29 protein-coding genes and 1 pseudogene are annotated in these 24,741 nt (G+C 61.2%); 2 read left to right on the plus strand and 28 right to left on the minus strand.

Going from position 1 to position 24,741, the window contains the following annotated elements; all coding sequences use genetic code 11:
• Positions 1 to 5: 5 nt before the first annotated feature.
• The 3 genes from DXC99_RS03005 to DXC99_RS03015 all read right to left on the minus strand — a co-directional run bounded on the left by DXC99_RS03005 (position 6) and on the right by DXC99_RS03015 (position 4,018).
• Positions 6 to 479 carry a PTS sugar transporter subunit IIB gene (locus DXC99_RS03005; RefSeq protein WP_055287016.1) on the minus strand — a complete coding sequence of 158 codons (474 nt, stop codon included), beginning with the start codon at positions 477 to 479 and terminating at the stop codon, positions 6 to 8.
• A gap of 123 nt (positions 480 to 602) precedes the next feature.
• A complete protein-coding gene (locus DXC99_RS03010) occupies positions 603 to 3,344 on the minus strand; it encodes a PRD domain-containing protein (RefSeq protein ID WP_117629221.1) in 2,742 nt (913 codons plus the stop codon).
• A 233-nt stretch (positions 3,345 to 3,577) separates the two neighbouring features.
• Positions 3,578 to 4,018 (minus strand): hypothetical protein, encoded by a 441-nt coding sequence (locus DXC99_RS03015; RefSeq protein ID WP_369831447.1) that lies wholly within the window; start codon positions 4,016 to 4,018, stop codon positions 3,578 to 3,580.
• Between the two features lie 227 nt (positions 4,019 to 4,245).
• Between DXC99_RS03015 and DXC99_RS10485 the strand changes: the two genes are divergently transcribed.
• Positions 4,246 to 4,347: an IS3 family transposase gene (locus tag DXC99_RS10485; RefSeq protein ID WP_233505658.1), complete on the plus strand. Its 102-nt coding sequence runs from the start codon at positions 4,246 to 4,248 to the stop codon at positions 4,345 to 4,347.
• A gap of 757 nt (positions 4,348 to 5,104) precedes the next feature.
• Here DXC99_RS10485 and rplX read toward each other — a convergent pair.
• From rplX to DXC99_RS03145, 25 genes and pseudogenes are all read right to left on the minus strand, one after another.
• A complete protein-coding gene (gene rplX, locus DXC99_RS03025; protein ID WP_099432059.1) occupies positions 5,105 to 5,410 on the minus strand; it encodes a 50S ribosomal protein L24 in 306 nt (101 codons plus the stop codon).
• A 13-nt stretch (positions 5,411 to 5,423) separates the two neighbouring features.
• Positions 5,424 to 5,792 (minus strand): 50S ribosomal protein L14, encoded by a 369-nt coding sequence (gene rplN / locus DXC99_RS03030; protein WP_006235041.1) that lies wholly within the window; start codon positions 5,790 to 5,792, stop codon positions 5,424 to 5,426.
• 118 nt (positions 5,793 to 5,910) lie between these two features.
• Positions 5,911 to 6,171: a 30S ribosomal protein S17 gene (rpsQ, locus tag DXC99_RS03035; RefSeq protein WP_006235040.1), complete on the minus strand. Its 261-nt coding sequence runs from the start codon at positions 6,169 to 6,171 to the stop codon at positions 5,911 to 5,913.
• 16 nt (positions 6,172 to 6,187) lie between these two features.
• Positions 6,188 to 6,403, minus strand: coding sequence for a 50S ribosomal protein L29 (gene rpmC / locus DXC99_RS03040; protein WP_006235039.1), 216 nt, complete (start codon positions 6,401 to 6,403; stop codon positions 6,188 to 6,190).
• Between the two features lie 107 nt (positions 6,404 to 6,510).
• Positions 6,511 to 6,906, minus strand: a pseudogene (gene rplP, locus DXC99_RS03045) (50S ribosomal protein L16); the annotation flags it as partial.
• Positions 6,906 to 7,616 carry a 30S ribosomal protein S3 gene (gene rpsC, locus DXC99_RS03050; RefSeq protein ID WP_006235037.1) on the minus strand — a complete coding sequence of 237 codons (711 nt, stop codon included), beginning with the start codon at positions 7,614 to 7,616 and terminating at the stop codon, positions 6,906 to 6,908. The gene rpsC and the pseudogene rplP, both read right to left, overlap by 1 nt.
• 6 nt (positions 7,617 to 7,622) lie before the next feature.
• On the minus strand, positions 7,623 to 7,994 hold the full coding sequence (gene rplV, locus DXC99_RS03055; protein ID WP_006235036.1) for a 50S ribosomal protein L22: 372 nt from the start codon (positions 7,992 to 7,994) through the stop codon (positions 7,623 to 7,625).
• 14 nt (positions 7,995 to 8,008) lie between these two features.
• Positions 8,009 to 8,269, minus strand: coding sequence for a 30S ribosomal protein S19 (rpsS, locus tag DXC99_RS03060; protein ID WP_006235035.1), 261 nt, complete (start codon positions 8,267 to 8,269; stop codon positions 8,009 to 8,011).
• A gap of 32 nt (positions 8,270 to 8,301) precedes the next feature.
• Entirely contained in the window at positions 8,302 to 9,132 is an 831-nt protein-coding gene (gene rplB / locus DXC99_RS03065; RefSeq protein ID WP_022094198.1) for a 50S ribosomal protein L2, read from the minus strand.
• A gap of 179 nt (positions 9,133 to 9,311) precedes the next feature.
• Positions 9,312 to 9,599: a 50S ribosomal protein L23 gene (gene rplW, locus DXC99_RS03070; protein WP_022094197.1), complete on the minus strand. Its 288-nt coding sequence runs from the start codon at positions 9,597 to 9,599 to the stop codon at positions 9,312 to 9,314.
• On the minus strand, positions 9,600 to 10,226 hold the full coding sequence (gene rplD, locus DXC99_RS03075; RefSeq protein ID WP_006235032.1) for a 50S ribosomal protein L4: 627 nt from the start codon (positions 10,224 to 10,226) through the stop codon (positions 9,600 to 9,602).
• Between the two features lie 46 nt (positions 10,227 to 10,272).
• On the minus strand, positions 10,273 to 10,893 hold the full coding sequence (rplC, locus tag DXC99_RS03080; RefSeq protein WP_035137484.1) for a 50S ribosomal protein L3: 621 nt from the start codon (positions 10,891 to 10,893) through the stop codon (positions 10,273 to 10,275).
• A gap of 449 nt (positions 10,894 to 11,342) precedes the next feature.
• Positions 11,343 to 11,969: a histidine phosphatase family protein gene (locus DXC99_RS03085; protein WP_117629222.1), complete on the minus strand. Its 627-nt coding sequence runs from the start codon at positions 11,967 to 11,969 to the stop codon at positions 11,343 to 11,345.
• 39 nt (positions 11,970 to 12,008) lie between these two features.
• Positions 12,009 to 13,163, minus strand: a complete 1,155-nt coding sequence (locus DXC99_RS03090) for a cation diffusion facilitator family transporter (protein WP_233505655.1) — start codon at positions 13,161 to 13,163, stop codon at positions 12,009 to 12,011.
• Positions 13,164 to 13,313: 150 nt separating this feature from the next.
• Positions 13,314 to 14,528, minus strand: a complete 1,215-nt coding sequence (locus DXC99_RS03095) for a PTS transporter subunit EIIC (protein ID WP_117629224.1) — start codon at positions 14,526 to 14,528, stop codon at positions 13,314 to 13,316.
• Between the two features lie 40 nt (positions 14,529 to 14,568).
• Entirely contained in the window at positions 14,569 to 16,293 is a 1,725-nt protein-coding gene (accD, locus tag DXC99_RS03100; RefSeq protein ID WP_117629225.1) for an acetyl-CoA carboxylase, carboxyltransferase subunit beta, read from the minus strand.
• Entirely contained in the window at positions 16,280 to 17,623 is a 1,344-nt protein-coding gene (locus DXC99_RS03105) for an acetyl/propionyl/methylcrotonyl-CoA carboxylase subunit alpha (RefSeq protein ID WP_117629226.1), read from the minus strand. The genes accD and DXC99_RS03105 overlap by 14 nt, the downstream gene beginning before the upstream one ends.
• A 10-nt stretch (positions 17,624 to 17,633) precedes the next feature.
• Positions 17,634 to 18,056 carry a 3-hydroxyacyl-ACP dehydratase FabZ gene (gene fabZ / locus DXC99_RS03110; RefSeq protein WP_099432064.1) on the minus strand — a complete coding sequence of 141 codons (423 nt, stop codon included), beginning with the start codon at positions 18,054 to 18,056 and terminating at the stop codon, positions 17,634 to 17,636.
• Positions 18,057 to 18,065: 9 nt separating this feature from the next.
• Positions 18,066 to 18,539, minus strand: a complete 474-nt coding sequence (gene accB, locus DXC99_RS03115) for an acetyl-CoA carboxylase biotin carboxyl carrier protein (RefSeq protein WP_117629227.1) — start codon at positions 18,537 to 18,539, stop codon at positions 18,066 to 18,068.
• A 3-nt stretch (positions 18,540 to 18,542) separates the two neighbouring features.
• On the minus strand, positions 18,543 to 19,790 hold the full coding sequence (gene fabF / locus DXC99_RS03120) for a beta-ketoacyl-ACP synthase II (protein ID WP_117629228.1): 1,248 nt from the start codon (positions 19,788 to 19,790) through the stop codon (positions 18,543 to 18,545).
• Between the two features lie 39 nt (positions 19,791 to 19,829).
• Positions 19,830 to 20,603: a 3-oxoacyl-[acyl-carrier-protein] reductase gene (gene fabG / locus DXC99_RS03125; protein WP_117629229.1), complete on the minus strand. Its 774-nt coding sequence runs from the start codon at positions 20,601 to 20,603 to the stop codon at positions 19,830 to 19,832.
• Positions 20,604 to 20,633: 30 nt separating this feature from the next.
• Positions 20,634 to 21,560, minus strand: coding sequence for an ACP S-malonyltransferase (locus DXC99_RS03130; protein ID WP_117629230.1), 927 nt, complete (start codon positions 21,558 to 21,560; stop codon positions 20,634 to 20,636).
• Complete coding sequence (gene fabK, locus DXC99_RS03135) at positions 21,548 to 22,492, minus strand: enoyl-[acyl-carrier-protein] reductase FabK (protein ID WP_117563768.1); 945 nt, start codon at positions 22,490 to 22,492, stop codon at positions 21,548 to 21,550. Before fabK ends, DXC99_RS03130 begins: the two co-directional genes overlap by 13 nt.
• Positions 22,493 to 22,494: 2 nt before the next feature.
• Positions 22,495 to 22,731 (minus strand): acyl carrier protein, encoded by a 237-nt coding sequence (locus DXC99_RS03140; protein WP_006235019.1) that lies wholly within the window; start codon positions 22,729 to 22,731, stop codon positions 22,495 to 22,497.
• 52 nt (positions 22,732 to 22,783) lie between these two features.
• Positions 22,784 to 23,743, minus strand: coding sequence for a beta-ketoacyl-ACP synthase III (locus DXC99_RS03145; RefSeq protein WP_117629231.1), 960 nt, complete (start codon positions 23,741 to 23,743; stop codon positions 22,784 to 22,786).
• Positions 23,744 to 23,919: 176 nt separating this feature from the next.
• On the opposite strand from DXC99_RS03145, the gene DXC99_RS03150 reads away from it, so the two are divergent.
• Entirely contained in the window at positions 23,920 to 24,696 is a 777-nt protein-coding gene (locus DXC99_RS03150) for a biotin--[acetyl-CoA-carboxylase] ligase (RefSeq protein ID WP_158551624.1), read from the plus strand.
• The last annotated feature ends 45 nt before the right edge of the window (positions 24,697 to 24,741 follow it).

Below are 24,741 nucleotides of genomic sequence, written 5' to 3' on the forward strand. Positions count from 1 at the left end.
CCTCCTTAGATGAGGTCGGCGACGGAGACGGGCTTGTCGGCGGGCACGAACTGTGCCGTCACCTTGACGCCGCGGGCGATGAGCGCCTTGTAGCTCTGGACGTTCTCGGCGGAGGCATAGGCGCGCTGGGTGAGCTGGACGCCGCCCTCCTTGACAAGAGAGCCGCCGACGATCAGCGACGGGAGCTCGATGCCCGACTCGACCAGGTGAAGGATCGTCTCGGGCTCCTTGGCGATGACAAAGACCTTCTCGCGGTCGTACTTGCCCGCCGCGAAGTTCTTGAGCGCGGTCTGCTCGGAGATGATCGAGACGGCCATGCCCGCGGGGCGCGCCATCCTCATGGTGGACTTCAGGACCTCGTCGCCGGCGACCTTGTCGTCGATGACCATGACTCGGGTCGCGCCCGACACCGGGGCCCACTGCGTCACGATGATGCCGTGAAGCAGGCGATTGTCGATTCGTGCCATAACAACACTCATGTTTGCTCCTATCAAATGAAGTTTTACGTTCGGTACTGCCTCGGCGCTATCCGGATTCGCGCCGGGCAAGGGGTTATCGGATTATTGAGGACGCGCGGTCAGCTCGCGGCGGCGCGGGGAAGGTCACTCGTCGAGCAGGAGGTCCGAGGAGCCGAGGCGCTCTTCTCGCGCCGGGGCGGCGCTCACGCTTATGTAGTCGAAGACATATGCGATCTCGCTTACGGGAACCTCTACGCGATAGCGCGTCGAGATACTCGAGAAGCTCTGCCTGAAGGACTCGATGAAATCGGCGCGTTCCTCCTCGAAGCGGTCCTGGCCAACGTAGGTCTCAATGGGGTTTCTGGTAACAAGGCGCTCGACGAGACAGCAGAGGTGGACGTAGAGCCCAATGATGGCGTTGCTGCCGATCTTCTCGCCTGTCCTGCGCTGAAGCTCGTGCACGGCGCTCTCGATCTCGTGGAATAGCCGCTCCGGGTCGAGGATGGTGATGGAGCGGATGACGTTCTGCAGCGTCATGTTCGAGAGCAACTTCTCGTGGAAAGAAGAGAGCTCGGAAGCGTCAAGCCACCTGCCGAACACGGCATCAACCTTAGAGGCGGACGCCGTCGACATGATGTCCTCGAGGGCGACGAAGGGAACGGAGGCGACCCCGGGGTCTCCCGTGCCGATGACGGCGCAGACGCGGTGCTCGGAGAAAACGGCGTCGTTCGACCCGTTCGCGACGAGCTGCTTGAAGGGCCTCGTGAGCAGGCGCGCGCCTATGGTGCGCGGGAGGCTCTGCGAGACGAGCTGGCGTATCCTTTCCGCGGCGTCGACCCCAGACTCGGAGCAGAAGACGATGGCGTCCTCACGGTTGACGCGCTCGATCACCTTGCAGTGCGTCACGCACGCGGCGGTCGCGTCGCCAAGAACCTCGGCGATGGACTTGCCGCCGAGCAGCCCAACCCCGATCTCGAGCGCAAGACCGGTAGAGACGTTGTTCACCACGCCGATAGTGGAGTCGGTAACGTTTTCGAGGGCCTTATAGGCCTCCTCCAAGGAGCCCATGTCGACGAGGAACACGACCCCGGTGCAGTAGGAATGGCGGTCGACGAGGCGCTGGAGCGGACCGACGATGTCCTTCAGCTGCTGGTCGTAGGGCATGTCGACCGCCTCGTACACATGCATGCCGAGCATACGGTTCGCCGCGTCGGCGATGCTCGTCGCCGTTGAGTAGCCGTGGGACAAGATGACGCAGAGCGTCCGAAGGGCCTTCGCATCGCGAGACTCCGATGCGACGCACAGCGTCAGAAGCGTCTTCGTGAAGTGATCGAGCGAGATTCCAAGCGCCCCTTCCACGTCTGCGGCGACCTGATCGGAGACACTCGAGGCAAACGGCAATTCGGAGGTCACGGCACCGAGGAGATGGGAGATTTGCTCCGCACAGGCAGACTTTCGCTTAGCCAGGCCGATGCCCGGCCACAACTGCAGGCAAATCTCCTGGGCCAGTAGAAAAGCGACCTTCCTCGAAAGCTCGATGCCATAAGAAGAGCCTGCGTCGGCAAGGACCGCGCCCACGACGCGCTCGAAGGCGCGCGACCTCGAGGAGGTAACGCCGCGGCCGAAGATCAAGTGATCCTCAACGCCGCGCGCAGCGGAGACAGCTTGCGAGACGAGCTCGGAGACAGAAAGCTCCCCGGCGCAGAATCGCTCATCGAGGGAGCACAGGGCATCGAGCGCCTGCTCGACCGGCCCTGTGCTCTCGGCGGCATCCAGAGACGCGTCGATCAGAACGCCATCGTCGGGCTGTTGATCGATCTGCGCGGAGGAGAGGAGCCCACTGGGAAGAAGATACGGGCGAACGACGACGTAGTCGCCCTCGCGATTGAGGAACGCTTTGGCGCAGCAGTTCGTCACGCAGGCGCGCAAGCCGGCGATGTTATCGGAAAAGTCCGCGTTCACGAGGCAACGGTATGCGCCGCGGCTGATCTTCACATCAGAACCGATTCGGCACCCCTCGCTGCGCAGGAAGCTCAAGATGAGATCCTCGCGCTCCTCGGGGGTCCGCTCCTTGAGTGAGGGGACGCGGGCACAGATGGGCATTTTGCTGTAGGCCGAGGAAACCTTCAGGTCATCGGCGGAAAGCGTCGTCGAAAGAACGAGACGAGCGCGCGGCGCATCCTGGGAGGCATCGAGCCCGAGGGCCGTCGCAAGACAGTGCTCCATCGCAGAGGGAGAGAGTGCCTCGATGCCGTTGACAAAGACCACACCCCCGCGCGATTTCGCGATCGACTCGTCAAGAAGCCCGTTGAACGAGGCGGCGTCCGGGACCCCGGCGCAGTCGATGCGCACATAGGAGGAGTCGCGGGGCAGCAAGCCCTGGTTCTTGCCATACTCGTACACAAGGCGAGAAAGGAAAGACTTACCGACACCCACGCCGCCGCTCAAGAGGATGGGCAGGCCAAACGGAGGGTACTGAACCGCAGCTTTGCACTGCTCGACAACGGAGCTGAGGCTCATGTCGAAGCCCACGGCACGCGCGAAGTCGCGGTGATCGGCGATTCCCGTCGCCTGGATGAGGTCGGCGAGCGAGGCGTACTCGCTTGCAGAGAGCTTTACCTGAAAATGCTTCTGGAACGCGCGGCGATGAAAATAACGGACGGGCCTGCCCGCCACCTTAACCACAAGACCGGCGCGAACAAGGTCGTTGAGGTACTGGCTCGCCAGGCTCCTGGAGATGATGAGCGTCTCGGCGATGTCGGTGGTGGACAGACGGGCAAGGTCGTCGAGCGAGACGGCAGAGGTGAGGGCCTCGAGATGCTCGAGAATCCTGTCCCTCATGTCGACGGGCTTCTTTGCCAAGCTGTCCTGCGCGGTCTTGTCCATGACTTCTTACCTCCTCGTACAAGGAGTATAAGGGGAGAACAGAGAACGGAAGGGGGCGCGTGGGGGAATCAACAGCCCCGAGGAAAAGTCCACCACTTGAGGGGCAGAAAACAACGGCCATTGAACATTCAGGGCCGACGCTCAACACTTCGGCTCGACACTTCGCTTTGGAAAGGGCCCTGCGCGCCGGGGCCCCAACATAAAGAAGGGCCCCGGCGCGTAGGGCCTATAGCTTAACCATGCGCGCGACGATGCGGGCGCAATCGCAGGCGGCCTTCTTCTCGAAGGTGTTGTAGTCGACGACCTGGCCCTCGGCGCAGTGCTTGTCGCTGATGGCGCGCGCGACGACGAGGGGGCACGCCGTTGAGATAGGCGGCCTGCGCGATGGTGCAGCCCTCCATCTCGCAGCACAGGTCGCCGAAGGTCGCGAGGATGCGCTCCTTCTGTTCCGTGGGCGAGACGAACTGGTCGCCGGAGACGACGCGGCCCTCGAGGACCTTAATGTCGGGGGCGACGGCGGCCGCGGCGGCGCACGCCGCCAGCAAGGGCCGGAACGGATCGCGCAAGATCGAGGCGTCGCCCGGGAGGTCGGACGTTACCGTCAGCCGGCGCCGCGTCTGCTGCATCATGAGGGAGAACGGCCTGGCCGGCGCATACGGCAGGAAGGGGTTCAAGGTGCACCCCGGGGCGGTCAACGAGGCCGACGTGTCGAACGTCGTCGCGCGCGGCTTCGTCGGCAGGGCGCCATGCACCCATATATGCAGCGACTTGGCCTGCGTACGCGTCGGGGCGTCGTGGAACTACGTCTGCCTGCTCGTCGACCTCTGCAACGGGGAGATCGTCGGCCACTCCGAAGGACCGAGGAGGGACGCGCGAGCTCCGAGCCAAGCTCTTGGATTACGTGCACTGGTACAACAACTTCAGGATCCACTCGACGCTGGGCTACATGTCGCCGGTCGAGTTCGGGGAGGCGGGGCCGTCCCTCCCGGAATCGTCCAAATAAGTGTTGCCAATCCAGCCATCATCTCCGCGAAGGCGGACGTCAGGAAAAGCTCGGCTTGAGCTCGGTCGGACGCGGTCTGTGGGGCATCAATCAGGCTCAGGGGGCCTCCTTGTCTACTTCGGTCGCAAGCTGAATGATAGGGACGGCCCCTTCTCTCTTTCCCTTTCGCTTTCGACGCGTCACCCTCTCGGCGGGCTTAAGGCCCGCGCTCGCGGGTGCAGGGGCTACGCCCAAACCCCAAAAAAGTAACGCCGTACTCGAAGCGTTTCCGGACGTCAGCGTAATCTCAAATCCCGTTCGTCAACTCATGGGCAAGCCACCTGAGACTACTCATTTCTCCTACTGGCAATGAAGACCTGCGGCCTGCAGTTTTGCAAACTGCTTGAAAGCCACCTGCGTTGATTCACTTCCTATTGCAGCTGCGGCTTGCACTCGAAAAGGCATTTGCGTTTCAAAACGGGCGTTTTCGGCGCTATCGAGCCTCCAAAGGCATCCCGCCGCGCCCTTTGGGACAAAAACAAAAACTCAAAGCCCTGAGTTCGTAAATAGTTTTTGGAGTTGTCCCGACTTTTGTCCCCGAAGCCGACGAAACGCGACAGGGTGTCACCTGGCGGCACTCGATTCGAGTCGGCACCGAAAACTGGATGCAACCGGAATGACGGGACGGCAAAACCCAAGCCATCGAGCGGGGATACAAAAAGGCCCGGGTGCCGTGGGGCATCCGGGCCTTTGCTAGCAACTTGATGTTGCGGGCAGCTTAGAACTTGTGGCCGCACTTCTTGCAGACGCGCAGCTTGTTCTTGCCGTCCTTCTCGTGACCGACGCGGGTAACCTTACCGCACTCGGGGCAAACGAGATTGACGTTGGAGGCATCGATGGGAGCCTCCTGCGAAACGATGCCGCCCTGCTGGTTGGCAGCGTTGGGCTTGACGGCCTTCTTGACGACCGAAACGCCCTCGACAACGACCTTGTTCTCGGCGGGAAGAGCACGCAGGATAACGCCCTGCTTGCCGCGATCCTTACCAGAGAGAACCTGGACCTTATCGCCCTTCTTGATATACATATATCTCCCCTAACTACAGGGTCTCGGGAGCGAGCGAGACGATCTTCATGTACTTCTTGTCACGAAGCTCGCGAGCGACAGGCCCGAAGATACGGGTGCCGACGGGCGAACCATCGTTGTTGATGACAACGCAGGCGTTCTCATCAAAGCGAATGTAGGAGCCATCCTTGCGGCGGATCTCCTTAACGGTGCGAACGACGACGCAACGGACAACGTCCTTCTTCTTGACGTTGGCGCCAGGGGTAGCCTCCTGGACAGCACCGATGAACACATCGCCGATGCCTGCATAACGACGCTTGGAACCGCCAAGCACCTTGATGCAGCGAATCTTGCGAGCGCCGGAGTTGTCGGCGACGTTCAGCATGGTTTGCATCTGAATCATGGTAGATGTTCCTCCGAACTAAGAACCGAAGAGAGGTGCGCAGCCTTTAGACGGCCTGTGGTATGCAAGCCAGGCATACGCACATCTTCGGAAACGTACAAGTCGTAAGAGCGACTGCTTATTTAGCGCGCTCGACGACCTCGATGAGGCGCCAACGCTTCATCTTGGACATAGGACGGGTCTCCATAACGCGGACGGTGTCGCCCACGCCAGCCGTGCACTCCTCGTCGTGAGCGTGCAGCTTCTTGGAGCTGGTCATCATCTTGCCGTACTTGGGGTGACGCTTGCGCTCGGTGATGGTGACAACAATGGTCTTGGCACCGGAGACGGAGGTAACGACACCCGTACGGACCTTACGCGAGTTACGCGAATCAGTCATGTTCTCTCCTTAGGTCCTACTCGGCGACAGCGGACTTCTCCGCTGCGATCTCGCGGGCGCGCTGCTCCGTGAGGACGCGAGCGATGTCCTTCTTCACGGTGTTGACGCGAGCGGTGTTGTCCAGCTGGCTGGTGGCCATCTGGAAACGAAGGTTAAAGAGCTCGGCGCGCATTTCCTTCAGCTTCTCAACGAGCTGAGCGTCCGAGAGCTCACGAATCTCTGCGGGCTTCATTAGTTCTCCTCCTTGGCGGCGGCGGCGTCCTCAGCAGCCCACTTGGCCTCGAGAGCGGCCTCCTCAGCCATCTCCTTCTCGATGCGCTGCTCAGCGTTCTTAGCAGCAACAATCTTGGTCTTGATGGGAAGCTTGTGCTGTGCAAGACGCAGAGCCTCGCGAGCGACCTCCTCGGGCACGCCCTTGACCTCGAACATGATGCGGCCGGGCTTGACGACGGCCACCCACTCCTCGGGGTTACCCTTACCAGAACCCATGCGAGTCTCGGCAGGCTTCTTGGTGATGGGCTTATCGGGGAAGATCGTGATGTAGACACGACCGCCACGCTTCATGTAGCGGGTCATGGCAATACGAGCGGCCTCGATCTGACGGTTGGTGATCCAATGGGCCTCGAGAGCCTGGATACCAAACTCGCCGAAATGCAGCTCGGTATTACCCTTGGCCTGGCCCTTCATGGAGCCACGCTGCACCTTGCGGTGAAGAATACGCTTAGGGGCAAGCACTACTGACCCCTCCTCTCGGAGTTACGACGACGAGGACGGGAAGAGCCCTCGAGTGCAGGGTTGGGAACAGGCTGGCCCGGGAGCTTCTCGCCCAGGTAGATCCAGACCTTCACGCCGCAAGCGCCCATGGTGGTGCTGGCGACAGCCGTGCCGTAGTCGATCTTGGCACGGAGGGTGTGCAGAGGCACGCGACCCTCGCGGTACCACTCACGACGGCCCATCTCGGCACCGCCAAGACGACCGGAGCACTGGATACGGATGCCCTTAGCGCCGGCCTTGCGGGCGGACTGGACAGCCTTGCGCATAGCGCGACGGAAGGCAACGCGGCCCTCGAGCTGCTCGGCGATAGACTGAGCAACGAGGTTGGCGTCGAGCTCGGGGCGCTTGATCTCGACAACGTCGACGGAGAGCTGGCCCTTAGAAACGCCAGCGACCTTCTCGAGCTCGGTGCGGAGGGTATCGATCTCGGCACCCTTCTTACCGATGACAACGCCGGGGCGAGCGGTGAGGATGATGACCTTCACCTTGTCGCCAGCGCGCTCGATCTCGACGCGGGAGACAGCTGCGCGGGAAAGACGCTTCTCGAGGTACTTGCGGATCTCGAGATCGTTACCGAGGGTCTTAGCGTAATCCTTCTCTGCGAACCAGCGGGAGCGCCAGTTCTCGGTGATGCCAAGACGGAAGCCGGTGGGGTAGACTTTCTGACCCATACAGCTTTACGCCTCCTTTCGAGGAGCAACGACGACGGTGATGTGGGAAGTACGCTTCAGAATGCGAGAAGCGGAACCCTTGGCGCGGGGACGGATGCGCTTAAGCGTCGGACCCTCGTCAACATAGGCAGCGGCGACAACCAGGTTGTCGGCACGCAGACCGTTGTTGTTCTCGGCGTTCGCAACGGCGGAACGGAGAACCTTCTCGACATCCACGGCGACGGCGCGGTCGCAGAAGTGGAGGATGTCGAAGGCCTGAGCGACAGGCTTGCGGCGGATCAGATCGACCACCAGGCGGGCCTTGCTGGGGGAAACACGCACGTACTTAGCGACGGCGCGAACCTCGGTGGCCTCAGTTTCAATAGACTTAGTTGCCATTTACGGTTAACCCCCTATTTGGCCTTGTGGCCACGGAACGTACGAGTCGGCGCGAACTCGCCGAGCTTGTGACCAACCATGGACTCGGTAACATACACGGGCACATGCTTGCGGCCGTCGTGGACGGCGATGGTGTGACCAACCATCTCGGGGAAGATGGTGGACGCGCGGGACCAGGTCTTCACGACGTCCTTCTTGCCAGCCTCGTTCATCGCGGTGATACGCGAGAGAAGGCGAGTCTCCACGAACGGGCCCTTTTTGAGACTTCTGCTCATAAGTGCTTTCTCCTAAAACTCGGTATCCGAAATTACTTCTTACGGCGACGAATGATGTGCTGGTTCGAGACCTTCTTCTTCTTGCGCGTACGAAGGCCCTTCGTCGGCTTACCCCAGGGGGTAACAGAGGGACGACCAGAGGTGTGGTTCTTGCCCTCGCCACCGCCGTGCGGGTGGTCGACAGGGTTCATGACGGTACCGCGGACGGTCGGGCGCACGTTCATGTGACGCTTACGGCCGGCCTTGCCGATGACGATGTTGGAGTGATCGGCGTTGCCGACCTCACCGACGGTGGCGCGGCAGGTAACGAGGATGCGGCGCATCTCGGAGGAAGGCATACGAACGATAGCGTACTTGCCCTCCTTACCCATCAGCTGGCAGGAGTTACCGGCGGAACGGGCGATAGCAGCGCCCTTGCCCGGCTGGAACTCGACGGCGTGGATGAGCGTACCGACGGGGATGTCGGCGAGGGGCAGAGCGTTGCCCGGCTTGATGTCGGCGTCAGAACCGGACATGATGGTCTGACCGACCTCGAGGCCCTTGGGGGCCAGGATGTAGCGCTTCTCACCGTCAGCGTAGTGCAGCAGAGCGATGCGAGCGGAACGGTTCGGATCGTACTCGATCGTGGCAACCTTGGCGGGCACGCCGTCCTTGTTGCGCTTAAAGTCGATCACGCGGTAACGACGCTTCACGCCGCCGCCCTGGTGGCGGGTGGTGATGCGGCCGTTGTTGTTACGACCGGCCTTCTTGGGCAGGGGCTCGAGAAGAGACTTCTCGGGCTTGGTGCAGGTGATCTCGGAGAAATCGGAGATCGTCTGCCAACGCCTACCAGCGGAGGTCGGCTTAAGGTGCTTTACAGCCATTACAATCCCTTTCAATAGGAATCCGTTAGCCATCGCAGACAGGGATTCGAGGTTCTGCCTCGGGTGCGATGACACCGGACGTATACACGGTTCCGGGCGTGTCCATTTTATACGCCCAAAACCTTGAGCTCTCGCCTCCCCTATTTGGGAGGCATGAGCTCACTCAACAGCAGCGAGTCTTAGGCCTGGTTGCCAAAGACCTCGATGGTGTCGCCCTCGGCCAGCGTGACGATGGCCTTCTTCCAAGAACGGGTCTTGCCGGCGACATAGCGCACGCGCTTGGTCTTGGGCTTGACCGTCAGGGTGTTCACGCGAACGACCTTGACGCCGAAGATCTCCTCGACAGCGTCCTTGATCTGATACTTGTTAGCATCCTTGGCGACCTCGAACGTGTACTTGTTCAGCTCCATGCCGGAGAAGGAACGCTCGGACACGATCGGACGGATGATGATCTCGTGGGCGGTCATTTATGCAAGCACCTCCCCGAAGTGAGCGGCGATGTCGGCGGGCATCAGCACGGCGTTGTTGTTGACGAGATCGTAGGTGTTGGCCTCGTCGGCAGTGATGATGAACGTCTTGGGAATGTTGCGGAACGACAGGTAGGCGTTGACGTCCTCATCGCGAACGATGATGGTCAGACGCTTGCCCTCAAGGCCGAGAGCCTTGAGCATGGCGACGGCAGCCTTGGTGGAAGGCTTCTCGAAGCCGTAGTCGTCAACGAGCACGAGCTCGCCATCGGCCAGCTTGGCGGACAGCGCGGAGCGCATAGCCAGCTTGACCTCCTTGTTGTTCATACGCTTAGCGTAAGAACGGGGCTTGGGGGCGAAGACGACGCCACCGTGACGCCACTGGGCAGCACGGATGGAACCCTGGCGGGCACGGCCGGTGCCCTTCTGACGCCAAGGCTTCTTGCCGCCACCGGAAACCTCAGAGCGACCCTTAGCAGACTGGGTGCCCTGACGCCAAGAGGCCATCTGGCACTTGACGATGTGGTGCATAACGTGGATGTTCGGCTCGATGCCGTACACCTCAGCGGCGAGCTCGGCCTCGGCGACCTTCTTGCCCTCGCTGTTCTTTACTTCAAACTTTGCCATTTAAGTGTTCTCCTTGGTATGACGCTGGGCTAAATGGGCTGGGCCCTTAGGCCATACGGATGGCGACGAGACCATTCTTGGCACCCGGGACAGCGCCCTTGACCAAGATGAGGTTCTGCTCGGCATCGATGCGGACAACGGAAAGGTTCTTGACGGTAACGCGCTCGTTACCCATGTGACCGGCCATCTTGACGCCCTTGAGGACGCGCGCAGGATAGGCGCACTGACCGATAGAACCGGGGTGACGCTGGAAGTGAGAACCATGCGTCATAGGACCGCGGCGCTGACCCCAGCGCTTGATGCGACCCTGAAAGCCCTTACCCTTGGAGGTACCGATGACGTCGACCTTCTCGACATCAGCGAAATCAGCGACGGTGACGACCTCGCCGACCTTGTGCTCCTCGCCGTTCTCGACGCGGACCTCACGAAGGAAGCGGACAGGCTCGACGCCAGCCTTGGCGAAGTGACCAGCCATGGGCTTGTTCACGTTCTTGGCCTTGATGTCGCCGAAACCGATCTGGACGGCGTCATAGCCGTCGGTTGCCTGAGTTTTAACCTGCGAGACAGCGCAGGGGCCAGCCTGGATGACCGTGACGGGAACGACGTTATCGTCCTCGTCCCAAACCTGGGTCATGCCAATCTTGCGGCCGAGAATCATGCTGATCAAGATATGATCCCAACTCTCGCGTGGTCTTGGGACAATGCGTACACCACCGAGCGTACGCCCCTAGAGGACCACTACTTACACGACGTGCTCCCCAGCCTTGTATTGCGTCCGGACTACCTGACAACCCTATTAAGCAGGCATTTTGTCCAGCCAGAATACTCCCCTGGTTACACACAGCTGTTTAGTATACACGGCTGCGGGCGTATCCATCGAGATTCATATTTCACTCACATTGTTTACGCAGGTAAAGTGCGTGGATGGCTCCTGGGCACGGCGGAGGGCCGGAGAAATATATTAAGGTCCCTGCTCTACAGTCCTGCGCAAGACGGAGAGCACATTAAGTGCTCTCCTTTGCGTGCGGAACTCGCGATGACCTTAATATATTTCTCCGGCCCTCCGCCGTGCTCGGGAGACGACACGTTGATGTCTGCTTAACTCTGCTCGCTCAGCTAATTACTTTGTTGAGGATCGATGATTTGCTGCAAGATAAACTTGGATTGGGGCGCGTTGCCTTCTTCTCCCGACTTTTCCTCTTCGAAATCGAAAATCATGATGGCGCAGTTGGGGAGTTTTGTTGGGAACTCGAAGCCCCCTGGGGCTACAGCCTTGATAAATTGGCGGCTGGCGCTGCCGTGGCTTACTGCTAGGAGGGTTTCGATGCCCTTGGCGCCCATGAGATTGGTGAGGGTGGCTACCATGCGTTCTTGCAACGCTTTGCTTCCTTCTCCTCCGAAGGGGACCAAATCCTCGCCCGGATCCCAGACGTCGGTGGGCAGGGCGTCGTGGGGGCCTTCTTCGAAGGTGCCGTAGCAGCGCTCGATGATGCCTTCGCAGGGCTCGGCTGCTGCGTCCGGGCCAAGGAGTTCGGTTGCGACGAGCTGAGCTGTGTCCATGGCTCGGCCTAAGGGTGATGAGACCACTTTGTCGGGGACGACGCCGTGGGCTTTGAGCCATGCGGCTGCCATCCCGGCTTGCTGACGGCCTAAATCGGTGAGCGGTGAATCACAGCGACCCTGGACGAGCTTTTTGACGTTGAATTCCGTCTGACCATGGCGGAGTAGATATAGACGCTTCATGCTCTCCCCTTCTGCATCATTTGCTTTATCGGCTCGGCCCTACTCGTGGGTATGCCCTACGTAGTCTTCGTCGATCGTAATCTTGGCAATCGACTTGGGATATTCCGATTCGACCCGTTGTGCCAGCGCGTGCTTTAAGTCATCGGCACTCATCTGCAGATCCGAGGGACGCACGCAGTCAAAGATCACGTTGGTGTGCGTAGGACCCGGCACACAGCGTAGGTCATGAATCGAGAGGCGGCTATCGATCTGTTGAGCCATGGCGTTAATGCGTAAACGCATGCTCGCCACCTTGGGGTCATCGGTCACGATGGGATCGTAGTGAAGCGTGACGATCATGCCGTCTTCGACCCTAAACGACTGCTCGATGTTATCGAGTGTGTCGTGACTTTCCAGCGGGCTGGTCTCGGCCGCCATCTCGGCGTGCGCACTTGCAAACTTCCTGCCCGGACCATAATCGTGAACCATAAGGTCGTGGACGCCCAAAACGCCGGGATAGCTCATGATCTTGTCTCGAATGTGCTTGACCAGCCTGGGATCGGGCGTCTGGCCCAAAAGCGGGCTCACCGTATCCTGGATGAGTTCAAAACCGCTCCAGCCAATATAGGCGCCAACGGCAAGGCCGACCCATGCGTCAAGATTGATGTGCGTCACCTGCGAAACAATTGCGCACGCCAGCACGGCGCCCGTAGCAAGAACATCGTTCTTGGAATCCTGCGCGGTCGCATGCAGCGTCTCGGACTCAATGCGGTCACCGAGCTTTTGGTTGAGGGCCGCCATCCACAGCTTTACAACCATCGAAAGTGCCAGGACTGCCACCAGGGCAAGCGAGAACTCGACAGGTTCGGGGTGGATGACGCGCTCGACCGAGGACTTGATAAGCTCAAGGCCGATCAGCAGTACGAGTGCCGCCACGACCAGACCCGAGAGATACTCGTAGCGACCGTGGCCGTAAGGATGCTCGGGGTCGGCCGGCTTGCTCGCCAGCTTAAAGCCCAGCACGCTCACGATATTCGAGCTGGCATCGGACAGGTTGTTCATGGCATCCGCCACGATCGAAACCGATCCCGAAACCACACCAATTACGCCCTTCGCAGCACATAGTGCCACATTGGCGAGAATACACACCACGCCCGTCAACGTGCCCACGCGCGCACGGTCGCCCTGCGCACGCTTAACAATCCACTCGACCATCTGCATCCGCCCCCACGGTACTGCCTATATATCTATTGCTCAAACGGATTGTAGTGTAGCCACTTTGTCCTCCAGATACAAAAAGGCCGCAACCCGCACGGGCCACGGCCTTGGAACATGACAAAGGAATCGTCCTTGTGTCGCACAGGTTTATGCGCTCACTTCAGCAGCGCTCGCCACTGTTTCGGGTGAATCGGCTCCGTCCCCTGTCGTCTGCCCCTTCGCCGGCACCACGCCAAAGCAGTAGCTCAGCGCCGCAGACACCGCAAATGCCACACCGCCGGCAGCGCAGCACCACAGCAGGTTCGAGATGCCGCCCGTGGCAAAGCCAATGACCATGAGGACATTCGTCATGCCGATGGTATAGGCCGTAACGTGGCCCACGGCTGCAACAAGGCCTCCGACGGCGCCGCCAATGGCCATGCACGTCAGGCACCTGCCATATTTAAAGCCGCAACCGTACAGCGCCGGCTCGCTTACGCCGCCAAGAACACCCGAGATTGAATAGCCCAGCATGAGCGCCTTCTCGTCCTTATCCGCAACGCGAAGCGACGCGCCAAAGGGCATGCCCCAAACGGCGAACGTTGCCATCGTCGCGGCGATCAGGATGCACGAATCCGTTCCCACACTCATAAACTGCGCATAGGCGAGCGATAGGACAACGTTGCTGATGCCGGCGATCTTTAGGAACTCCCAGCCCGCGGCAAGCCCCATGAGCGTGAGCAGCGACACGATGCCACCGGAATTACCAAGCATAAACATAAGCTGGCCCAACAGCATGCCCAGATAGCTGCCCGCCGGCGCCGTAATACACAGCGAAACCGGAACCATAACGAGCATGGTTGCAAACGGAACGAACGAAAACGCCACGGCCTGAGGGATAACGCGCCGAAAGAAACACTCCACTCGCCATAGCACGGGCACCGAGATGAGAACCGGGATAACAGTTGTCGTGTAATCGTTGACCGGCGCGGGAAGCAGGCCATACACGGAAGTCATCGATGCCCCCGTCGTCGATGCGGCATCGACGAGCTTAAGCAGATCGGGCGCAATCAATACGCCGCCCAGCATCATGCCCAGCTGCTCCGAGCAACCGAGCTGGCGGGCAGCCGCCCAACCAAGATAAATGGGCAAAAAGTAGTAGCCGGCGTTATAGAGCCAACTGTAGAACAGGCGATAGATTTCGGAATCGGCAGACCACAGGCCCAGCATGCCTTCGCCCATAATGACGGCGACGGTACGGAACAACGCCGCGCAGACAATAAACGGCAGCGCCGACATCATGCTTTTGGACAGATAGTCCACCACGGCCATGGCGTTTGATGAGACCGTCGTTGTAAACGAGGTGTTAGAAACTTGTGACATGGAACGCCTTTCCCAATGTGACATGCAGACTTTTCCTTTGTCACATCGTGCGGTACTGACCGATTGTGCGGTACTTTTCGTAGCGGAGGTTTGTGAGGGTGGCGTCGTCGAGCTGCCCAAGCGTATCGAAGGCATCAAATGCCGAGGACATGACGGCACCGGCGATCTCCTCATGCGACAGGCCCCTATCGTCAACAATGCCGTCGATGATGCCGAGCGCCAACAGATCGGGGGCCGTGAGCTTCAGCGCCTCGGCGGCCTCATCCGCGCGCTCGGTATCCTTCCACAGGATCGACGCACAGGCCTCGGGGCTCACGACCGAATAGGCCGAGCTCGAGAGCATCAGGATGCGGTCGGCCACGGACAGCGCCAGCGCGCCACCAGAGCCGCCCTCGCCCGTCACCACCGAGACAATCGGCGTCTTAAGGCCGCTCATCTCCATGAGATTCCGGGCGATCGCCTCACCCTGGCCGCGCTCCTCGGCACCGATGCCGCAAAACGCGCCCGAGGTATCGACCAGGCACAGAACCGGTCGACCAAACTTTTCGGCCTGGCGCATAAGGCGACGCGCTTTGCGGTAGCCCTCGGGATGCGCCATGCCAAAGTTGCGGCGCATACGCTCTTTGGTCGTGGTGCCGCGCTCGATGGCGATGACCGTTACGGGGCGTCCGTCTTTCCAGCCAATGCCAGCCAACACAGCGGCGTCGTCGCCAAAGTAACGGTCGCCGTGCAGCTCCACAAATCCATCCAGGCCCAGCGAGATCATCTCACCCGCCGTGGCGCGATCTGCCGAGCGGGTCTGCTTGACAATCTCGAGCGCGGTTTTTGGTGCCGCCGAGCGCTTAAACAAGTGTCCCAGCTTTTTGCCGCGGCGACCCGTATGCACGATTTCATGCGGTGCCCCCAAGCCGGGCGCGTGCCCTTCGTGCAGCGCCAGCAACTCGCCTACCGTGAGCGCAATCTCGCCACGCGGAACAACGGCATCGCAAAAGCCGTGCTCCAGCAAAAACTCGGAGCGCTGGAATCCCTTGGGCAGGCGCTTGTGCATGTTCTGCTCGATCACGCGCGGGCCGGCAAATGCCGTCAGGGCATCGGGCTCGGCCAGGATAATGTCGCCCTCCATGGCAAAGCTCGCGGTTACGCCTCCGGTCGTGGGGTCGGTGAGCACCGTGATATACAGGCCGCCCGCCTCGCTGTGGCGCCTAACCGCCGCAGAAATCTTGGCCATCTGCATAAGCGAGGTCACGCCCTCTTGCATGCGCGCACCGCCCGAAACGGTAAAGCCGACGACTGGCAATCCCAGCTCGGTCGCACGCTCAAATGTGCGACAGATCTTTTCGCCCACCACAGAACCCATCGAGCCCATCATAAAGTTGGCATCCATAAAGAAGAGCGCGGTATCGCAACCGCAGATTTTGCCCCTGCCGCACACAACGGCATCGCGCTCGCCCGAACGCTCGCTCACGCTCTTAAGCTTGTCGGCATAACCGGGAAACGAGAGGAAGTCCTTCGACGCCAGATTGGCATCCCATTCCTCAAAGGTACCCGCGTCGACCGTCATGCGCATGCGCGCGCGACCGCTCACGCGAAAGTGTTTGCCGCAACGAGGGCAGACCTCGAGGTTGTCGTGCAGGCGCGCCTCATCGATCACACGGCGGCACTCCGGGCATTTGACAAACACGTGGCGCGCGGGGAACTCGGCGCACGACTCGGTTATCGGCCCCTCAAGGACATTGACCGTCTTCGCTTTTCTATTCATCAGCATAGAGATGCCCCATCAGATCGGTGTGATACATGCCCGACAAAAACTCGTCGTTTGCCAGCACGTCGAGCTGAAGCTCGCTATTTTCGCTCACGCCCTCAATCACGAGCTCGCCCAGGGCCGAGCGCATCTTGCGAATGGCACCGTCACGCGTGGGCGCGCACACGATGAGCTTGCCGAGCATGGAGTCGTAGTACGGCGGAACTTTCGCTCCGGTAAACATGGCGGAATCCCAGCGCACGCGCGGACCACCCGGCACACGCAACGCGGTGACCGTTCCGCACGACGGCAGAAAGTCCGGCGTTTCGGCATTGATGCGGCACTCCATGGCGTGGTTGCGCACCGGCATGTCCTCCTGCTCAAAGGGCAGAGGCTGGCCGGCTGCCACGCGCAGCTGCCACTTGACCAAGTCGGTATCGGTTACAAACTCTGTAACCGGATGCTCCACCTGCAAGCGCGTGTTCATTTCCATAAAGTAGAAATTGCCGTCGTCCGAGTACAGAAACTCGATGGTGCCAGCGCCCTCATAACCGACGGCACGAGCCAAGTCGCGCGCCGCCTTGTGCATACGGGCACGAATATCGTCGCGTCCGTCGAGGCACGGCGCGGGACTCTCCTCGATCAGCTTTTGGTTGCGGCGCTGCACCGAGCACTCGCGCTCGCCGAGTGAAAACACATGGCCCTGCTTATCGGCCATAATCTGTACCTCAACGTGATGCGCCGGCGCAACGAACTTCTCCATGTAGCACTCGCCGTCACCAAAAACGGCCTCACCCTCGGCACGCGCCTCGATGAACGCCTTTGCCGCATCTTCCACGCGCTCGACCTTGCGAATACCGCGACCGCCGCCGCCCGCGCGCGCCTTAATAAGCACGGGGCAGCCGATGCGCTCGGCCTCGGCCGTCGCCTCCTCGGGGCTTTTGAGCAAATCGCAGCCCGGCACGATGGGCACGCCCGCAGCAGCGGCCGTTCGGCGTGCGGCGTCCTTGTCGCCCATGCTGTCGATCACCTCGGCCGAAGGACCGACAAACGCCAGACCGAACTTGTCGCAATCGCGCACGAAGCTCGCCTTCTCGGAAAAGAAGCCATAGCCGGGATGAATTGCCTTAGCTCCCGACTTTACGGCACAGGTGAGCACGGCATCGTCGTTGAGGTAGCTCTCGGCAAGACGCGGGCCGCCGATGCAATACGCCTCGTCGGCAAGCTGCACGTGTAGCGCGTCCGCATCGGCCGTGGAATAAACGGCGACGGTCTTGATGCCCATATCGCGGCACGCGCGGATAACACGGACCGCGACTTCGCCGCGGTTGGCGATGAGCACTTTGTCGAACATGGAGCCTTCCTTAACTTTCGTGCATGAGTGCAAAAGACATATCGGCGCGGCAGCAAACCTCACCGTTGACGCTCGCAGTACCCGTCGCAAAGCGGAACGGCCCGCGCGCACGCGTGATGGAGCACACTAGATCCACCGTGTCGCCCGGGCGCACCGGACGCTTAAAGCGCACCTTGTCCAGACTCGTGTAGAACGGCGTCGCGCCGCGCGCCTCCTCATCGCCCATCAGCAGCACGCAGCAGTTCTGGGCGAGCATCTCGCACTGAATCACGCCGGGAACGACCGGGTTTCCCGGAAAATGTCCCTGCAAAAAGTACTCGTCGCCTGTAATCGTGATCTTGCCGTGGGCCTCGTCGCCCACCAGCTCGGCTTCGTCGAGCAAAAGCATCGGCTCGCGATGCGGTAACAGCTTCTTGAGCTCTTCTTTGTTCATGGATATCACCTATCCGATCCTCATGAGGCAGCTGCCAAACTCCACGAGGTCGCCGTCGGCCACGCAGATCTCGAGCACCTCACCGTCTGCCTCGGCCGTCACCTCGTTGAGAACCTTCATGGCCTCGATGATGCAGAGGGTCTCGCCGGCCTTGACCTTGGAGCCCACGCGCACAAATGGCTCGTCGCCCGGCGCAGGGGCAGCATAGAAGACGCCCACCATGGGAGCAGTCACCTCGGTGCCCTTGGGCTCCGGCGCGGCGGCAGGTGTCTGCGTGGCGGGTTCCGGTGCGGCAGGCGCGACTGTGGGAGCTGCAACTTGAGCGGCCATGGCGCTCGGCATAGGCATGGGCACGGCAACCGGCTGCGCCACACTCGCGCGCTCGAGTTCGACCGCGGTGCCATCGGGCTCCTCAACGCGTACGCGCGTGAGGCCGCGGTCCTCCATCACATCGGCTATCTCGGCAAGTCTTTTGGAATCCATGCTCTAGCTCCTCGTATATCTACGCAGCGCGATGGCGGCGTTGTGCCCGCCAAAGCCCAGGTTGGTCGAAAGCGCCCAGGTAAGGTCGGCGCGAACCGCGCGATTGGGCGTGTAATCAAGATCGCAGGCGGAATCGGGCGTGTGGTAGTTAATGGTCGGCGGCACCACGCCCTGCTCGAGTGCCATGGCGCAGGCCATGACCTCAATGGCCCCCGTGGCACCGATCATGTGCCCCGTCATCGACTTGGTCGACGAGACATGTGCGGCGCGCGCCGCGTCCTCGCCGAGCGCTCGCTTAATGCCCGCCGTCTCGGACGAATCATTAAGCTTGGTCGAGGTGCCGTGGGCATTGATGTAGAGGCCCTCGGAAGGCTTGACGTCGCCCTCGGCCACCGCCAGCGATATCGCGCGGGCAATGCCGGCAGCCTCGGGATCGGGACTCGTGATGTGATAAGCATCATCGGTGTTGCCGTAGCCCACGACCTCGGCATAAATGTGCGCACCGCGCGCCTGCGCATGTTCCATGCTCTCGAGTACCAGCACGCAAGCGCCCTCGCCCATCACAAAGCCGTCGCGGTCTGCATCGAACGGGCGGCAAGCCGTCGCAGGATCGGGGTTGGTGGTCAATGCGCGGCAGGACGTAAAGCCTGCAACGGCATCGGGGATAATGGCCGCCTCGGCGCCGCCCGCGAGGATCGCGTCGGCATAGCCGTGCTTGATGGCGCGGAACGCCTCGCCCACCGCATGGGCCGAGGTCGCGCAAGCAGTCACGACTGGCAGGGTCGGTCCCTTTGCCTTGTGGCGGATCGCGATATTGCCCGAAGCCATGTTGGGGATCATCATCGCAATCATATAGGGCGATGCGCGGCGAGGTCCACGATCGGCGATCGTGTGGACGTTGTCGACGAGCGTCGTCATGCCGCCCACGCCCGAGCCCACGTAGACGCCCAGGCGCTCACGATCGATGGCGCCTTCGACATCAAAGCCCGCATCGTGCATTGCCTCGTCCGAAGCCGCCATCGCAAACTGAACGCAGGGGTCCAGATGCTTGGCGTCACGCTTGCCAAAGTACTCGTTGCCGTCAAAGCCCTTGACTTCGGCCGCCACCTTGACGGTAAACGCATCGGTATCGAAGTGCGTGATCGGGCCGATGCCACAGGTCCCGGCGCACATGGCCGCCCAGGTGGCAAGCGCGGTGTTGCCGAGCGGCGATACGGCACCGATGCCGGTGATTGCAACTCTCTGTTCCATCATGGTCTCCTCATCCAAGCCGTTCTTCGGCCCTGGTTTCTACATCGCCATTCCGCCGTCGACGCGCACGACCTCGCCCGTAATGTAAGCAGCCGCATCGCTCGCTAAAAAGCGCACCACGCCGGCCACTTCCTCGGGACGTGCCATGCGCTTAAGGGGAATCTGTTCCTCGGTTGCCGTACGCACCTTCTCCGAGAGCTTTGCCGTCATATCTGTCTCGACAAACCCGGGGGCGACCGCGTTCGCTCGTACGCCACGAGGCGCAAGCTCGCGCGCCACCGCCTTGGTAAGCCCTATCACGCCCGCCTTGGAAGCAGCGTAGTTGGCTTGCCCGGCATTGCCCATCAGGCCCACGACCGAGCTCATGTTGACGACGCAACCGCCGCGCTGGCGCATAAAGGTCTTGGTGAGCGCGCGCGTCATATTGAATGTTCCCTTGAGATTGACATCGAGCACGCGATCGAATGCGTCATCGCCCATGCGCATGAGCAGGCCATCGCGGGTGATGCCGGCGTTGTTGACGAGCGCCCAAATGGAACCAAAGTCGTTGAGGACCGCTTCCACGCACGCGTTGACAGCAGCGGGATCGGCCACGTCGCATTGATATGCGCGTGCCGTGGCGCCAACCGCCTCACAGGCTTCGCACGTCTTGCGCGCCGCATCGACGCTGCCGGCATAGACGACGGCGATATCAAAGCCGTCCTCCGCCAGACCGACAGCGCAGGCGCGGCCGATACCCCGCGAGCCGCCCGTGACCAGTGCCACGCGACTTGAGTCGTTGCGCTCGAGCGCGCCGTTGTTCAAGTTGCCCATGTCATTCCTTTCGGGTTACAGCCCTGTGGACTATGCGAGCTCGTCGGCAATAGCTGCGACCTGCTCGGCCGTTTCGCACGAATACACGCGAACGTCGCTCAGCGTACGCTTGGCCAGGCCCGACAGCGTTTTGCCAGGGCCGACCTCAATAAACGTGTCGATGCCCTGATTCTGCAGAGCATGCAGCGTGTCGACCCAACGAACGGCATGACTCACCTGATTGGCCAAGACATCCGATGCCGCTCGCGGGTCCGCCGGATAGGGCGCCGCCGTCATGTTTGCCATGACCGGAATCAGCAGCGGTGACGGCGCGTGGCCGGCTTGGATATACGTCGCCAGCCCCTCAGTCGCCTCGGCCATATAGGGGCTATGAAATGCGCCCGACACCGCGACTTTCATAGCGCGGCCGCCAGCCTCTTTTACTAGGACGTCGAGCTCCTGCAGCGCCTCGGGCGCTCCGGCAACAACCGTCTGCTGCGGACTGTTGTAGTTGACCGGCCAGCAGTCCTCGCCGGCCTGTTTTGCCAGGTTCTCGACTTGCGCCGCATCGAGCTTGATGACGGCGCGCATGCCGCCCGGATGGCGCTCGGCAGCCGCGGCCATCAGCGCCGCGCGCTCGCACACGAGCTCAAAGCCCGCTCGCGTATCGAACGCCCCCGCAAAGGTGAGCGCGGCGACCTCGCCAAGCGAAAAACCCGCACAGGCGGCAGGTACCACGCCGCGCTCACGCAGGGCGGCAGCCGCTGCCAGATCGTGAACGAACACGCACGGCTGCGTGTTCTCGGTCTGCGAGAGTTCCTCCTTGGAGGCGCTTCGGCACTGCTCACTGGTCCCCGGGCGCACCTCGTCGGCAATGGCGAACACCTCGGCGGCGGCCGGCGATGCCTCGATCAGGTCGACGCCCATCGCGGGGTGCTGGGCGCCCTGGCCGGCAAACAGAAACGCTACGCCACCCATGCGCACGCACCCTTCAGGACGTGCTCGGCGCCATCGACCAGGTCGTCAACGATTTCACGTGCACTTTGGCGCTCGTTGACCATGCCGGCAATCTGTCCACACAAAAACGAGCCCTCTTCGTAATTGCCGTCCTTGGCGGCCTTGCGAAGGGCGCCCGTGCCCATGGCCCCGAGCTCCTCGACGCTTACGCCCGCCGCCTCGCTCTTGGCGTAGGCGTTGGTGAAGGGGCTCTTGAGGGCACGCACCGGGTGTCCCGTCGAGCGGCCGGTCGCACGCGTCGAGGTGTCGTTGGCCTTCAGGACCATCTCCTTGTACTGCTCCGATACGGTGCACTCATCTGCGATCAGAAAGCGCGTACCCACCTGCACGCCGGCGGCGCCCAGCATAAAGGCGGCCGCCACGCCGCGGCCATCGGCGATACCGCCAGCCGCAACCACGGGAATATCGACCGCATCGACAACCTGCGGCACCAGTGCCATCGTCGAGGTCTCGCCAATATGGCCGCCTGATTCGGTACCCTCGGCAACCACGGCAGTGGCTCCACGACGCGCCACGAGGCGCGCCAGCGCCACCGAGGCAACGACCGGGATGACCTTGATGCCCGCCTCGTTCCACGCCTTCATGTACTTGGTGGGATTGCCGGCACCCGTCACGACGACCGGCACCCGCTCGTCAATCACGACCCGCGCGACCTCGTCGGCAAACGGGCTCATGAGCATGACATTGACGCCAAAGGGCTTATCCGTCCTGGCGCGCAGCTCATGAATCTGGTCGCGCAGCCAGTTGGCGTCGGCGTTCATGGCCGCGATAATCCCTAAGCCGCCCGCCTCGGACACTGCGGACGCCAGCGAGGCGTCGGCGATCCAGGCCATACCGCCCTGGAACACGGGCTTTTCGATGCCGAGCAGATCGCAGAGAGGAGTCTTGAGCATCTCTACTTCTCCAATGCCGCCTCGACCGTATCGGCGAACTCGCCGACCGTCTTGGGGTTCTCCTCGGTATCGAGCTGGATGCCAAACTCGTCCTCAACGGCGACGAGGATCTCGACGGTGCCCAGACTGTCGAGACCAATCTCCTCGAGCGTGGACTCGGGCTTCATCTCGACGTCGTCAAGACCGGCGGTCTCGCGGATAACATCGCAAACGCGCTCGAAGGTCTTCTGATCTGCCATGGTAGTTCTCCTTTGTTTGTGCCCTAGGGGCGTTTTTATTTCCTATGTGCGACTACTTCCAACGAAGTAGATAGCCACCTATATCCAGACCGGCGCCAAATCCAACGAGGGCGATGGTGTCGCCCGTGTGAAGTGCACCGGCGTTTGCCAGCCGGTCGAGGGCAAGCGGAATGCATGCGCTCGAAATGTTGCCGGTCTCGCGCAGCGTTCGAACCACGCGCTTGTCTGGCACACCGAGGCGCTTGACCGCCTGACTCAGGATTCGTTCGTTAGCCTGATGGAATACAAAATGGTCGATGTCCTCGACCGAAATGCCCGCATCGCTCGCAAGCTTATGGACCGTGTCGCAAATCGCGTTGACGCCGAACTTGAACACGCGGCGGCCATTCATGGACAGCACGCTCTCGCTATCTGCGGAGGCCTTAAACGGCGAGGTGCCGACCAGACCGGGAACGCACAACGTCTCGACGTTGGGCGCCGTCGAAAGCTCAACGGCAAGGGGGCTGTCTCCCCCAGCCTCAATCACCGCGGCGCCTGCCCCATCGCCAAAGAGCACACAGGTGGCGCGGTCGGTCCAGTCGAGCGCGCGCGTCATCTGCTCGGCGGCAACGACAAGCACATGCTTGGCTCGTCCTCGGGCGATATAGCCCTCGGCAACATCGAGCGCAAATACGAAGCCGGCGCAGGCAGCCGAGACATCGAAGGCAGGGCACGTCGCGCCCAGTCGCTCAGCAACGGCACACGCCTCGGCGGGAACAAGGTGGTCACCCGTCGTCGTCGAGCAGACGATCAAATCCAGCTGGCTCGCGTCGATTCCGGACACCTGAAGTGCCCGCTCGCTCGCCGCTACGGCAAGGTCGTCAAGTGACTCGGTGGTACAGACGTGGCGACTCTTAATACCTGTGCGGGTAAAAATCCACTCATCCGAGGTATCGAGGAACTCGGACAGCTCGTCATTGGAAACACTGCGCTTGGGAAGCGCCGAGCCTGTTCCAAGAATCGTGAAACCCATCACTAACCTCCTTTGAGTTGTTGACGTGTTTACATCGACCAAGAGAGGATAGCGCATTTCAGTCGTTGTTGACGTGTTAACATTAAATTGTCCAAATGCGACAAAGGCTTCACATTGTGTCTGCCTCTCGACACCATTACGTTATTCACTTATTCATTAAGGAGGTAGCAGCCGTTATGGATGCCAAATTAACGATAGTCGACGTAACCGGATCGACCAACGATGACCTGCTCGAAGCAGGTAAACAGGGAGCGCCGCATGGCACGGGACTTGCCGCCCGGGCTCAGACAGCAGGACGCGGCCGGCGCGGCCACAAGTGGGATTCAACCGCCGGCAACCTATTGCTTTCGATTGCCCTGCGTCCATGCGTTAATCCTGCGAAGTACTCTGGTCTTGCCGCCGTCAGCGGCCTAGCGGTGCTCGAGGCGCTCGAAAAACAGGGTCTTGCAAACGAGATTGGCCTCAAATGGCCCAACGACCTGGTCGCGCGTGGACGCAAACTCGGCGGCATTCTGGTCGAGGCCGCACGCGATAACGAAGGCAAACCTTTCGCCGTCTGCGGCATTGGTGTCAATGTGAACTATGCGCCCCAAGAGATGCCTGATGGCGGCCTGCCGGCAATCGGTCTCTCGGACCTTAACGAGAACGTTCCTGCTGTCGACATGCTCCTCGATGAGGTCTATCACGCAGTTATAGACGCTGTAGATGCCTGGGCAGAACGCCTCAACGCCATGGAAGAAAACACCGGACCGCTCGCGCCCGTCCACGGCGAATATGTCGCTCACCTCAATTGGATCGGGGAGCACGTTATCGCCCGCTCCCCCGCTGGAGACGAACTGGCGCGAGGCATCTTTAAAACCGTCGATAACTTTGGACGCGCGCGTATCGAAACGGAAGACGGCTTGCGATCCTTCCATTTTGAGGAGGCGTCGCTGCGCCCCTTGGGCGAATAGGGCGCCGCAGCCACCTACTCAGCAGCATTACCAGGCGGTCAAAAC

The sequence above is a fragment of the Collinsella sp. TF10-11AT genome (assembly GCF_003437565.1).
Classification (GTDB): domain Bacteria; phylum Actinomycetota; class Coriobacteriia; order Coriobacteriales; family Coriobacteriaceae; genus Collinsella.